Here is a 13,351-nt window from a genome sequence, read left to right on the forward strand (position 1 = left end):
CGAAATAGGGGGGCCTGTTCCGGCGTTCAGGTTTGTACAGGATCTCAGCAAGTATGTCCCGACCCTTTAATTTCAGCGCAGGGCCCAGCGCCTTGCCAATGGATGTTCTATTGCAAATACGTGATGAGCTGCTTGATTTTGCGGGCACAGGGGTGTCCGTGATGGAAATCAGCCATCGTTCCCAGCCTTTCATGGATTTTGCCCATCGTACCGACGCCGCTGTGCGTCGTGTTCTGGCCGTGCCAACGGACTATCACGTCTTGCTCCTGCAAGGAGGGTCGTACCTGCAGTTTTCTCAAATACCGATGAACCTGCTTCATCAAGCAAACACAGCGGACTATATACATACGGGTTTATGGTCGGAACAGGCGGCTAATGCCGCCAAGCAATATGGGAATGTCGAAATCGTAGCCAGTTCTTATGAAACTGGATTTGATCGTATTCCCGAGATTAATGAATCTAATATTAATCGGGATGCAGCGTACTTGCATTACACAGAGAACGAAACTGCACAGGGCTTGCAATTTTCAAAACCACCTGTTTCACCTATTCCCTTGGTATGTGATGCTTGCTCCAGCTTGATGTCAAAACCGATTGATGTCTCGGCTCACGATTTGATTTATGCCTCGGCCCAGAAAAATATGGGAATTGCCGGTGTTACGCTGGTATTACTTAATCCTGCTATTTTAGACAGGCCTTTGGCAAATACGCCACAAGCTTTGGATTTTTCCATTCAAGCAAAAAAACAATCGCTATTAAATACGCCCTCAACCTTTTCCTGGTATGTGCTGGGTTTGATGCTGGAATGGATAGAGCGTGTTGGTGGAATAGAAGTATTGCACAAAATAAATAAGAAAAAGTCGCAGCTGCTCTATGAGATTATTGATGGCAGTGATGGTTTCTATATCAACAATGTTTTACCTGACTATCGATCCATCAATAATGTTCCATTTCATATTGCTGAAACTGATTTAGATATTTTATTTGTTGAAGAAGCGCAAAAGAATGGTTTTCACGGCTTGAAGGGCCATCAGTCAACGGGGGGCTTGCGCGCCAGCATCTACAACGCCGTCACCTTGGATGCGGTACAGGCGCTGGGAGAGTTCATGCGCGAGTTCAAGCGCACGCACGGTTAGGGCGTGCGCCTGCTTTGCAAGGCGGCCAAGCAAGTAGCCGCGACGTGGGTAGAAATTTTTTTAAGGAAAAGCGATGTACGACAACACACTCAGCCTGGCTGAATTCGACAAGGAATTGGCTCAGGCCATTCAGGGCGAAGAAAGCCGTCAGGAAGATCACGTAGAACTGATTGCCTCGGAAAACTACGCCAGCCCTTTGGTTATGCAGGTTCAGAACTCCGTGTTTACCAACAAATACGCCGAGGGTTACCCGGACAAGCGTTACTACGCCGGTTGTGAATTTGTAGATGTAGCCGAACGTCTGGCTATCGAGCGTCTGAAAGCGGTGTTCGATTGTGATTACGCCAACGTACAGCCTCATGCTGGAGCGCAGGCTAACACTGCAGTATTCCTGGCTTTGCTCAAACCGGGCGATACGGTGATGGGGATGAACCTGGCTCAGGGTGGTCACCTGACCCACGGTAACCCCATCAACATTTCCGGGCGTCTTTACAACATTGTTCCTTACGGAGTTGATACCCGAACCGGGCTGATCGATTACGACGAAATGGAGCGCATTGCTATCGAGACCAAGCCCAAAATGCTGATTGGTGGTTTCTCCGCCTATTCGCGTGTGAAGGATTGGGCGCGTATGCGCCAGATTGCTGACAAGGTCGGTGCCTGGTTCTGGGTGGATATGGCCCACGTAGCTGGTCTGGTGGCGGCGGGTGAGTACCCCAGCCCCTTGCCACACGCCCATGTAGTCACCAGCACAACGCACAAAACCCTGCGCGGTCCACGTGGTGGCGTGATCATGGCTAAAGGGCAAAGCGAAGATTTCTACAAACGTCTGAATTCCGCTGTATTCCCCGGCGTGCAAGGCGGCCCATTGATGCACTTGATCGCGGCCAAAGCCATTGCTTTCAAAGAGGCTCTGCAGCCGGAATTCCGTACCTATCAGCAAAACGTGGTGCGTAATGCCCGTGCCATGGCGGCGGTACTGATGCAGCGTGGTCACAACATCGTGTCAGGCGGGACAGATAACCACATGATGCTGATCAACTTGTCGACCAAGCCCTACACCGGGCAAGAGGCCAGTGATGCCTTGGCAGATGCCTATATCACCGTGAACAAGAATTCGGTGCCCAATGATCCCCGTTCGCCCATGGTGACCTCGGGTATTCGTATCGGAACGCCGGCTGTAACGACACGTGGCTTTACGGTGAAGGACTGCGAGCAACTGGCGCATTACTTGTGTGATGTGCTTGATGCCTACGAGGCTGGCACTTTAGATAAGGTCAAGCACGAGATTCGGGAAAAAATTGTGAACCTGTGCCGAAGCTATCCGGTGTATCAGGTGCAGACGGAGCCAGCGCAGCTGTGATTTGATTAATTTTTTATAGGAGCCCAGCCACTTTGGTGGTTGGGTTTTTTTTATGAATTTAATGTCTTCTGTTTTTTACTCTTTCTCTTCTGTTGCTAATTTTATATTTTTCAGTTTTATTATTATTGGCTTTCTTTTTCTTTTCTTTAATCGTGCTTATTTTATATTTTTCAATAAGCTTTGGACTGTCTTTCATCGAGAGGAATTTTACGATTCTTATCTGGACTCCACACGGAAAAATACGTTGGATGTTGAGCGCTTCAAGGTGATGTTTGGAATGGTTAGGGGGCAGGGAATTCGTACGGTGAAGGATACGCACCAAGCGATTAAGTGGGCAGATAGCGTTGCTATCCCCTTGAGAACTTTGGGTAAAGCTGGGGATTGGGTTAATTGGCCAGAGCAGGATGTGAAAAATCCTGGTTATTTTCAGATGGGAGTTTTGTTCGTCTTTATTGTTCTTCTTGGCCTTTTTGTGGCTCCCGCTTCTATTTTGTCTTTTGGCTCTGAGGCTATTGTCAAGTTTAAAGGAAGCGAGGTTTGGGCTTGGCAGGGAGAGCAGGGTATGAGATCGCTTCTTGCTCCGGATGGTAAGCGATGGGTTTTTAATATAGCGGATTGTTCGCTGGAGACAAGGAGGTCAGAGACGCCTCTCTTTCAGAATGAAATTGACTATATTTGCAATTCTGTTCAGTCAGGAGCTTATTTCTCCAGTTTGAAATCAGGGGTGAAGTCTCAGCGTTATTTTGGAATTCCGGCCTTGATTTATCTTTTGTCTTTTTTGATATTTTTAGTCAGAGCAATGCAGTCCTGCAATGCGGCACGGCGTGTGTATCGTGTTCTTCACCCGTGCCGTTGCAAGAAGTAGCGAGGCGATCAGCCCCTCAACTTCCAATCTCCATACCCCTTAGCCCGCAGCTCACAAGCCGGGCATTGCCCGCAGCCATATCCCCAGTCATGCAGGGTTTCCCGCTCGTTCTGGTAGCAGGTATGGCTGTCTTTCTGAATCAGCTTCACTAAAGCATCCGAGCCCAACTGGTGGGCCAGCTCCCAGGTATCTGCTTTATCCAGCCACATCAGTGGTGTTTCCACGGTCAGTGGGCGCTCGATCCCCAGGCTTAATGCCACTTGCAGTGCTTTCAGCGTGTTGTCACGGCAGTCCGGGTAGCCCGAATAATCGGTTTCAGACATGCCGCCAACCAGTGTATCCAGTCCCCGACGGTAGGCCAGTGCGCCAGCCAGGGTAAAGAACAGCAGGTTTCGACCCGGCACAAAGGTATTGGGCAGACCGTCTTCCTGCATGGCAATCGTCATGGATTCAGTCATGGCGCTGCCGCCTATCTGAGCCAGGACGCTAGCGTCGAGCACATGGTCTTGCCCGAGGCGCTCTGCCCAGTGCGGGAACTGCTGGCAAAGCTTGTCTCTTAGTGTCTGTCGACACTGCAGTTCCGCATGGTTGCGCTGGCCGTAGTCAAAGCCCACGGTTTCTACAAAGGCAAAGCGGTCCAAAGCCCAGGCCAGACAGGTGGCTGAATCCTGTCCGCCCGAAAAGAGAACCAGGGCCCGGCGGCGGGGAGTGTGTGGCTTCATGCTTTGACCTGTGCGGTGCTCAGGGCGCGGCGCTTCATGGTGCTGATCAGGGAGTTGAGCAGTACGCCATACATAGGTACAAACAGCAGCAGGCTGACGCCCAGTTTGATGACGTAATCGACGACGGCGATCTCGCCCCAGTGTTCGGCCATGAAGGGATTGCTGCTGTGCCAGAAAGCGATGCCGAAAAAGGCCAAGGTATCCAGTGCCTGCCCAAAGATCGAGGCGGCCGCTGGAGCAAGCCACCATTGTTTGTAGTCGCGACGGATGCGATCAAAGACCTGTACATCCAGCAGTTGCCCTAATACATAGGCGGCAAAGCTGGCCAAGGCAATACGGAACACAAAGCTGTTGAATTCGCCCAGTGCTTGCAAGCCGTTGAACTGCCCTTCATTAAAAAGCACCGAGACCACATAAGAGGCGATCAGGGCTGGAAACATCGCGCGGGTAATCACGCGGCGCGCTTCGGACTTGCCCATCAAGCGGACGGTCAGGTCGGTAGCCAGAAAAACAAAGGGAAAGCTGAAGGCTCCCCAGGTGCTATGGAAGCCGAACAGTTCAATAGGAAGTTGAACCAGATAATTGCTGGCAATCACAATAAAAATGTGAAAGGCAATCAGAAGTCGTACGTAGAACGACAGCCGTGAAGACGGCACGGTAGGCAGAGTCATGTCTGGACCTTTTTGGTGAATGGGGTGAGGGAACCCATTGAAAATGGACTGCAACCGACTATTGTACGGTCAGTTGCGGTTCGATGGAATGGTTGTTGCCCGCAAGTGTAGCGTGTGCATCAGACGCGCTTATACGTCTGCCTTGATGAGGCTTATGGCACAACCAAGGGGTAGGGGGCATGCAGAGGCTCAAACAAGCCCGCTTGCCAAAGCAGACGAACTTGTTTGGCTTGTTCTTAATGAGCAGCCCTTAGGCCGATGCAGGTTGCAGGCACTCTATCAGCAAGCGCTTGTGCAACTGATGTACTTCTTCAAAGGGCACGGGCGAGTTCTGTGGTCCCAGAACCAGCAAAACCATCAGCCACATCAGGGAGGGAGAGGCGGCCAGGATGTAGTCGGAGGGACTGACGTCAGGGCGGATGAGACCTCGCTGTATGCCCAGTTCAAAAAACGCCTGATTGGCGGTGTAGTTCTGGCTCAGGAGCTGTTTGCCCCAGTAATGAGCCAGATCCGGCACGCGGCCACTTTCTGTCATCAAAAGCCTGAACATGGCTTGCACGTCCGGGTTGGACAGGCGTTCATACAACTGGTGCAGGTACTCATCCACGATACAGGACAGGGTGTCTGCCTCGGAGGTATCGGACAACTCAAAGGTATTGCCATCAGGTGGCAGCAGAGTGCTGTGGAGCATGTCCTCGAACACTTCATCTTTGCTGCTGTAGTGCGCGTAGATGCCGGACTTGGAGATCCCGGCGCGCGCGGCGATGCGCTCCAGCGAAGTGCCCAGAAATCCCCGATGAGAAAACTCTTCAAAAGCGGCTTTCAGGATTTCGCGTTTGCGCTCAGCTGACGGTAGGTAACGTCGCTTGTTTGTGCTTTCGTTTTTAGAAGGTTTATTTTGGTGCGTGTCTGTCATGTCATCCTGTGGGGATGGGCAAGATATGGGGCTTGCAGTATATCAGGCCACTTGTCCCAGGCCGATGGCAAGCCAGCCTGGCTGCGGCTGGAGGGCTTGACGAGGGGCTGTGCTTGTTTTGTCACATTGCTGTGGAAATAATAGTTGTGCCATGAGTCTGGGTTACCGCTTGTTTCACTGGATTGCATCGCCTTTGTTTTTTAAAGCCTGAGTTTTTTTAGTGAGGCTTTATTTGTTTTTCCACTTGTTTTTATTTCCCTATTCCATAACAGGCACGGTATAACAACAAATGTGGTTGAGGCTGGTCGTTTTTTATCTGCCATGAACTTGATCTAACGCAAAGGTTTTTTATGGCTCTTTATTAAAAGGCCTGCATACAAAAAGTTTAGATGTAAACTGGTGTATTGTTAAAAAGACTAAGCAGTCGTATCTGTTTTTTGTATGTACTTTTTGCGGAGTGGCAATGGTTAGCAGGCAGTCCCTTGATCAGACTGAACAGTTAGACGCATCCGCACGAGCCGCCTGGGCTCGTATCTGGAGTTCCATCTCCCCCGAATCGCAGTTTCTTGCCTGGATGGACTGGATGCGTCATCTGGCCCTTAGCCCTGGCAAACAAGAACAGTTGCGTCAGTTGGCGCAACGTCAGTGGGAACAGCTATTTCGTGAATGGAGCGAGGAGCTGGCCGCATCAGCCCAGTTGTCTCCCCAAACCTCAGAACAAGCTGCAGCGCCTGCCTATACCGACCGCCGCTTTTCCGACCCCGCCTGGGATCGTTGGCCTTTTAATTTGCTGCGACAAACCTATCAGGCGCAGCAGCAGTGGTGGCAAAGTGCCACGGAAGGCGTAGCCGGTGTGGAGCCTCATCATCAAAAACTGATTGCCTTTGGTGTTGAGCAATGGTTGAACATGCTCAGCCCCAGTAACTTTGCCTGGACCAACCCCTTGGTGTGGGATAAAACCCTTGCAGAACAGGGGGATAACTTCAGCCGTGGCCTGGAGAACTGGCAGCAGGATATGCAGGCCCAGTTCGCGGGTGAACCGCCCGTAGGCACCGAAGATTTTGTGGTCGGCAAGGATGTGGCGGCCACGCCGGGCAAGGTGGTACTACGTAACGAGCTGGTCGAACTGATCCAGTACACGCCTTCTACCAAGCAGGTCCATCCAGAGCCTGTGCTGATCGTTCCGGCCTGGATCATGAAGTACTACATTCTGGATCTGTCCGAACAAAATTCCCTGATCAAATACCTGGTGGATCAAGGCCACACGGTGTTTTGCCTGTCCTGGAAAAACCCGCTTGCCGAAGATCATGCCTTCGGGATGGACGACTACATTCGCCTGGGCTGGAAGGCCAGCCTGGATGCTGTCAACGCCATTGTTCCCGGCCAGAAAATCCACGCCACCGGTTATTGCCTGGGCGGCACCTTGCTGGCGATTGCCGCGGCTGCCATGGCACGCGATGGGGACGACAGGCTTGCCTCCCTGACGTTCTTTGCGGCCCAAACCGACTTTTCCGAGCCGGGCGATTTGTCCCTGTTCATTGACGAAAGTCAGGTCAGCCTGCTGGAAGCTCAGATGGCCGACGAGGGCTATTTGCGCGCCAATCAGATGGAAGCCGCTTTTCAAATGCTGCGCTCCGCTGATTTATTGTGGGCGCCCATGGTTAATAAATATTTATTGGGCGAACGCCGCCCCTTGAACGATTTAATGGCCTGGAATGCAGACGCCACGCGTATGCCCGCCACCATGCATTCGCAATATTTGCGCCGCATGTATTTGAATAATGATTTAAGTCAAAACCGCTATCCGGTTGAAGGCCGTATCGTTTCTCTTGCGCAAGTTAATTTGCCTATTTTTTGTGTCGGTACTGTTTCCGATCACGTTGCCCCCTGGCGCTCTGTTTACAAGTTGCATTATCTGGTGCCTGCCGAAATCACCTTTGTCTTGACCACAGGTGGGCATAACGCCGGGATTGTCAGCGAACCGGGCCATCCGCGTCGCAAATATCAGATTCAGACCCGCGCGGCAGGCACTGCGCCTGTTCTGGTAGACGACTGGCAGGCACAAGCCGCCTCGCATCAGGGCTCCTGGTGGCCCGCCTGGACGGAATGGCTCAAGGTGCGCTCGGGAGCGGAGGTGAAGCCACCGCAAATGGGTGCCGCCAAACAGGGCTACGCTCCAATCGGCCCGGCTCCCGGTCAATACGTATTAGTGAAGTAAGCAGTCAGTTCATACAAGCTCGCTAAATGGTGAGTTTGTCGCTCTGTTTGATGTCGGCGATAGGCGCAAAGCCCATCGCTGACGTGCTGTTTTGCCTTGACGGCAGTTCCCTTTTTCTCATTAGGCATTTTTTCCAATGGCCCCACAGACCTACGATTTGAGTCTCAAGCACCGAAGCGCTGCGCGTCGCCCTCATTTCGCGCTGGCTGCCTTGCTGGTCACCCTGGCGGGTTGTGCCTCGATGGCACCCGATTACGATCAGCCCGCTTCCCCCGTTCCACAGGCTTACTCGGACCTGTCCGCAGGCCCGGCCAATGCGGTGCGAGCGCGTGATCTGGGTTGGCGTGAATACTTTAAAGACCCGGTTCTGAGCAAGCTCATTGAGACTGCGCTGGAAAATAACCGCGATATGCGCGTGGCTGTTTTACGGGTGGACGAAGCCCGTGCCATGCTGAATTTGCAGCGCAGCGAACGCTTTCCTGAATTTACCGTAGGGGGGCAAGCTGCTCGCTCGCGTGTGCCTGGGGACATGAACCCCAGCGGCCAGGCGGTGACAGGGGGTGATTACCGCGCCCAGGTCGGTTTGACCAGTTGGGAGCTGGATTTATGGGGACGCGTACGTAGCCTTGAAGATGCCGCCTTGCAAGGCTGGCTGGCTACCGAGGCAGGCCGACAAGCCGTGCATGTCGCTTTGGTCTCGCAAGTGGCCAATAACTATCTTGTGGTGCGCGAGCTGGACGAACGCGTGCAGATCGCCCGCAAAAGCGTAGAGACTCGTCAGGAGTCTTACCGCATTTTCTCCCGTCGTTATGAAGTTGGCGCAACGTCCAAGCTGGATGTGACCCAGGTGCAAACCTTGCTGACGCAGGCTCAGTCCATGCTGGCCCAGCTGGAACAGCAACGTGCGGTGCAATTACATGCCTTGCAACAGCTTCTGGGGGCCGATCCGGGCGTGTCTCCAACCGGTGCGCCTTTGAATGAAAACATCATGTTGGCCGAGCTGTCGCCCGGTTTGCCTTCGGACCTGATGGTCTGGCGTCCCGACATTATTGCGGCTGAGCACAAGCTGCGTGCCGCCAATGCCAATATTGGGGCTGCCCGTGCCGCGTTCTTCCCCCGCCTTGCCTTGACCGGCAATTTCGGCACCGCCAGCGCCGAGCTGGATGGTTTGTTTGATTCCGGCAGCAAGGCCTGGATGTTTGCTCCGACCATCTCCCTGCCCATCTTTGATGGTGGCCGCCGCAGCGCGAATCTGGACGCCTCCTATGTGCGTCGCGACATGCGCATTGCGGAATACGAGAAAGCTATTCAAACCGCCTTTCGTGAAGTGTCGGACGCCTTGTCGACACGCCACTGGTTAAGCCAGCAGTTGGAAGTTCAGCTGGTCGCCCGCAGCGCCCAGACCGAGCGCGCCCGTCTGGCGCAGATGCGTTACGACAACGGTTCGGCTGCCTATCTGGAAGTGCTGGATGCGCAGCGTGACTTGCTGGATGTGGAGCAGCAAGTGGTGCAAACGCGCCGCGCGCTCCTAGCCAGCCAGATTGCCATGTATAGCGCCTTGGGCGGTGGGCTGGACCCCTCCGAGCCCCTGACCAACACCCATAACTCCTCTAATTCGGATCCATCCTCGAGCCAGCTATGAGCAAACAATCCTCTTTGAAAAAAAATCTTGTTCCTGTCCTAATCGTTGCCGGGGTTCTGGGCCTGGGGTGGTGGGCATGGCAGAAAATGTCCAATACCGGTCCTGGTGATGGTTTTGTCAGCGGTAATGGCCGTATTGAAGCGACCGAGATTGATATCTCCACCAAGTTTGCCGGACGTATCCAAAGCATTGCCGCTCACGAGGGCGATTTTGTGAAAGAAGGCGAAGTGCTGGCCATCATGCAGCAAGACAGTCTGGAAGCGGCACGCGACGAAGCTGTGGCCGGGTTGCGTCAGGCTGAAAACAATGTGGCGGCCTCTCAGGCCCAAGTGGCCTTGCGTGAAAGCGATGCCATCGCTGCCAAAGCCTTGATTGGTCAACGTGAGTCGGAACTGGACGCAGCCCAACGTCGTCTGGCGCGTTCCACCACCTTGTCCAAAGAAGGTGCCGCTTCGGCGCAGGAACTGGATGATGACCGTGCCCGCGTGCGTGGTGCTCAGGCTGCGGTAGCTGCTACCAAGGCCCAGGCCAATGCCGCAGAAGCGGCCATTAATGCTGCCAAAGCTCAGCTGATCGGTGCCCAATCTGCCGTGGAAGCCGCCAAGGCGGCTGTGGCCCGTATCGAAGCTGACTTGCGCGACAGTGAGCTGGTCAGCCCCCGCGATGGTCGCGTGCAGTTTCGTGTCGCCCAGCCCGGTGAAGTACTGGGCGCGGGTGGCCGTGTGCTGAACGTGCTGGACCTGTCCGATGTGTACATGACTTTCTTCCTGCCCAGCGAAGTGGCCGGCAAGGTGGCGTTGGGTACCGAGGTGCGTCTGGTGCTGGATGCCATTCCGGACATCCCGGTTCCAGCTACTGTGTCCTTCGTGGCCAGCTCTGCCCAGTTCACTCCCAAGAGTGTGGAAACGGCCTCGGAGCGCCAAAAACTGATGTTCCGCGTCAAGGCCCAGATTGCCCCCGAGCTGTTGAAAAAGCACCTGGAGCAAGTCAAGACCGGCTTGCCCGGTGTGGCCTGGGTAAAGCTGGACCCCAATGCCAGCTGGCCTGAGTCGCTGACTTCCACCTTGACGGAGTAAACCATGCCCAAGCAGCAAGCGGCGGCGGTTGCTCGCGTTGTTGAACTTAGCCAGCGTTATGGCGACACGCTCGCACTGGATCGTTTAAGCCTGGATGTGCCTGCCGCTTGCATGGTCGGACTGATTGGTCCTGACGGCGTGGGCAAGTCCAGCTTGCTGTCCTTGCTGGCGGGCGCCCGTGTGATTCAGGAAGGCCGTATTGAAGTGCTGGGTGGCGATATGGCGGAAAAAAGCCATCGCGACCAGATTTGCCCGCGCATTGCCTACATGCCTCAAGGCTTGGGCAAGAACCTGTATCCCACCTTGTCGGTGGAAGAAAACCTGCAGTTTTTTGGTCGATTGTTCGGGCACGATGCTGCCGAGCGCCGTCGCCGAATTGACGATTTGACGCGCAGCACGGGCCTGCATCCTTTTCTGACACGGCCTGCAGGCAAGCTTTCGGGCGGTATGAAGCAAAAGTTGGGTCTGTGCTGCGCATTGATTCACGACCCGGACTTTCTGCTGCTGGACGAGCCTACCACCGGCGTGGACCCTTTGGCCCGCAAGCAGTTCTGGGATCTGATCGAGCGTATTCGCATCGAACGTCCCGGCATGAGCGTGATTGTCGCCACCGCTTATATGGACGAGGCCCAGCGCTTTGATTGGCTGGTTGCCATGGACGACGGCCAGATTCTGGCAACAGGTTCGCCCAAGGAACTGCTGGAGCGCACGGAAAGCAAGAGTCTGGAGCAGGCCTTTATTCGCCTCTTGCCCGAGGACAAGCGTCAAGGTCATAAGGCCGTAGAAATCCCGCCACTGGATGTGGATGCCGACGATATTGCCATTGAGGCCGAAGGGCTGACGATTCGCTTTGGCGACTTTACCGCCGTGGACAATGTGTCCTTCCGGATACGTCGTGGCGAAATTTTTGGCTTTCTGGGCTCGAACGGCTGCGGTAAATCCACCACCATGAAGATGCTGACGGGGCTGTTGCCTGCCTCCGAAGGTCAGGCCTGGTTGTTTGGCCACGAGGTTGATCCCAAAGACATCGATACCCGCCGTCGTGTGGGCTATATGTCACAGGCTTTTTCCCTGTACAGCGAGCTGACGGTCCGGCAAAACCTGGTGCTGCACGCCCAGTTGTTCCACGTCCCTGAGGACGAGGTGGAAGGCCGTGTGGCGGAAATGGTGGAGCGTTTTGAGCTGGGCCAGATTCTGGACCGTTTGCCCGATGCCATTCCTTTGGGGATGCGCCAGCGCCTGTCCTTGGCGGTGGCCATGGTGCATAAGCCAGAGCTGCTGATCCTGGACGAACCCACTTCCGGTGTGGACCCAGTGGCTCGCGACAATTTCTGGCGTTTGCTGATTGAGTTGTCCCGCCGCGACAAGGTCACGATTTTTATCTCCACCCACTTCATGAACGAGGCCGAGCGTTGCGACCGCATGTCCATGATGCATGCCGGTAAAGTGCTCGATAGCGATACGCCTGCGAACCTGGTGAAAAAGCGCGGCGCCGCTGATCTGGAAGAAGCCTTTATTGGTTATTTGCTGGAAGCCAGTGGCCCCGAGCCTGAAGTGGAACCGGCGACAGAACAAGCGGTGGTGGCAAACGAAGCTCATAGCGAAAAGCGCGAACGCTTCAGCTTGCAGCGTTTGCTGAGCTACACCTGGCGCGAAGCGCTGGAGCTGCGTCGTGATCCGGTGCGAGCCACTTTGGCCTTGGCCGGTTCCCTGATTTTGCTGTTTGTGATGGGTTTCGGTATCACGCTGGACGTAGAGGATTTGCGCTACGCCGTGCTGGACCGCGACCAGACCAGTATCAGCCAGAACTACGCTTTGAACCTGTCCGGCTCGCGCTATTTTCTGGAGCAGGCCCCCTTAACGGATTACCAGGATCTGGACGACAGAATGCGGCGCGGCAAGATTGCGCTGGCGATCGAAATTCCGCCCGGTTTTGGACGTGATGTGCTGCGCGGCAGCAAGCCGGAAATCGCCGCCTGGGTGGACGGTTCCATGCCTACCCGTGCCGAGACCATTCAAGGCTACGTGAAGGCCATGCATCAGCAATGGCTGATTACCCAAGCCAAGGAGCGTCTGGGGACGGGGGCTTTGGTCGTGCCCGCCAGTATTCAGGACCGTTACCGCTACAACCCGGACGTCAAGAGCTTGCCGGCCATGGTGCCTGCCGTGATTCCGGTGCTGCTGCTGATGTTGCCTGCGATGTTGACGGCATTGTCCGTGGTGCGTGAAAAGGAACTGGGTTCCATCATCAACCTGTACGTCACGCCGGTCACCCGCGTGGAGTTTTTGCTGGGCAAGCAAATTCCCTATATCGGCCTGGCGATGATCAACTTTCTGTGCATGTGCCTCTTGGCCATCACGGTGTTCGATGTACCCATCAAGGGCAGCTTCCTGACCTTGAGCGTGGCCACCTTGATGTTTTGCGTGATTTCTACCGGCATGGGGCTGGTGGCTTCCACCGTGACGAAAAGTCAGATCGCGGCCATGTTCTTTGCCATGATCGGCACCATGCTACCCGCCACGCAATTGTCCGGTTTGCTGAACCCGGTGTCCTCCATGGAAGGGATCAGCCGTTGGGCGGGCGAGATTTATCCGGCTACGCATATGTTCAACATCAGTCGCGGGGTATTTAACAAAGCGCTGACGTTCTCGGATCTGCACGGGGCCTTGTTTGCCTTGTTGCTGGCCATTCCGGTGGTGTTGGGCGCGGCGGTCATGCTGCTGAAAAAGCAGGAGAAGTGA

At 54.7% G+C, this 13,351-nt stretch carries 10 protein-coding genes; 7 read left to right on the top strand and 3 right to left on the bottom strand.

All coding sequences use genetic code 11. The annotated features are described in order from the left end of the window. The first annotated feature begins 53 nt into the window (after positions 1 to 53). The 3 genes from serC (at position 54) to ACU6HM_RS00440 (ending at position 3,364) form a co-directional block, all read left to right on the top strand. Entirely contained in the window at positions 54 to 1,136 is a 1,083-nt protein-coding gene (gene serC, locus ACU6HM_RS00430) for a 3-phosphoserine/phosphohydroxythreonine transaminase (RefSeq protein WP_009459323.1), read from the top strand. A 73-nt stretch (positions 1,137 to 1,209) separates the two neighbouring features. After that, complete coding sequence (gene glyA, locus ACU6HM_RS00435; RefSeq protein ID WP_021446937.1) at positions 1,210 to 2,499, top strand: serine hydroxymethyltransferase; 1,290 nt, start codon at positions 1,210 to 1,212, stop codon at positions 2,497 to 2,499. A 52-nt stretch (positions 2,500 to 2,551) separates the two neighbouring features. Then, the gene (locus tag ACU6HM_RS00440; RefSeq protein ID WP_369327086.1) at positions 2,552 to 3,364 is read left to right on the top strand and encodes a DUF6216 family protein; all 813 of its coding nucleotides are present in this window, start codon (positions 2,552 to 2,554) and stop codon (positions 3,362 to 3,364) included. A gap of 8 nt (positions 3,365 to 3,372) precedes the next feature. Here the strand turns inward: ACU6HM_RS00440 and queC are convergent, their stop codons facing one another. The 3 genes from queC to ACU6HM_RS00455 all read right to left on the bottom strand — a co-directional run bounded on the left by queC (position 3,373) and on the right by ACU6HM_RS00455 (position 5,673). Beyond that, positions 3,373 to 4,086, bottom strand: a complete 714-nt coding sequence (gene queC / locus ACU6HM_RS00445) for a 7-cyano-7-deazaguanine synthase QueC (RefSeq protein WP_369327085.1) — start codon at positions 4,084 to 4,086, stop codon at positions 3,373 to 3,375. Beyond that, complete coding sequence (locus tag ACU6HM_RS00450; protein WP_022983354.1) at positions 4,083 to 4,757, bottom strand: 7-cyano-7-deazaguanine/7-aminomethyl-7-deazaguanine transporter; 675 nt, start codon at positions 4,755 to 4,757, stop codon at positions 4,083 to 4,085. The genes queC and ACU6HM_RS00450 overlap by 4 nt, the downstream gene beginning before the upstream one ends. A 250-nt stretch (positions 4,758 to 5,007) precedes the next feature. Next, positions 5,008 to 5,673, bottom strand: coding sequence for a TetR/AcrR family transcriptional regulator (locus tag ACU6HM_RS00455; RefSeq protein WP_009459318.1), 666 nt, complete (start codon positions 5,671 to 5,673; stop codon positions 5,008 to 5,010). A gap of 463 nt (positions 5,674 to 6,136) precedes the next feature. Between ACU6HM_RS00455 and ACU6HM_RS00460 the strand changes: the two genes are divergently transcribed. From ACU6HM_RS00460 to rbbA, 4 genes are all read left to right on the top strand, one after another. Further along, on the top strand, positions 6,137 to 7,891 hold the full coding sequence (locus ACU6HM_RS00460) for a PHA/PHB synthase family protein (protein ID WP_369327084.1): 1,755 nt from the start codon (positions 6,137 to 6,139) through the stop codon (positions 7,889 to 7,891). A 136-nt stretch (positions 7,892 to 8,027) separates the two neighbouring features. Continuing rightward, positions 8,028 to 9,533 carry an efflux transporter outer membrane subunit gene (locus ACU6HM_RS00465; RefSeq protein ID WP_446763227.1) on the top strand — a complete coding sequence of 502 codons (1,506 nt, stop codon included), beginning with the start codon at positions 8,028 to 8,030 and terminating at the stop codon, positions 9,531 to 9,533. Further along, positions 9,530 to 10,609, top strand: a complete 1,080-nt coding sequence (locus ACU6HM_RS00470; RefSeq protein WP_026484635.1) for an HlyD family secretion protein — start codon at positions 9,530 to 9,532, stop codon at positions 10,607 to 10,609. Before ACU6HM_RS00465 ends, ACU6HM_RS00470 begins: the two co-directional genes overlap by 4 nt. 3 nt (positions 10,610 to 10,612) lie before the next feature. After that, positions 10,613 to 13,351 (top strand): ribosome-associated ATPase/putative transporter RbbA, encoded by a 2,739-nt coding sequence (gene rbbA / locus ACU6HM_RS00475; protein ID WP_021446933.1) that lies wholly within the window; start codon positions 10,613 to 10,615, stop codon positions 13,349 to 13,351.

The sequence above is a fragment of the Alcaligenes sp. RM2 genome (genome assembly GCF_052931795.1).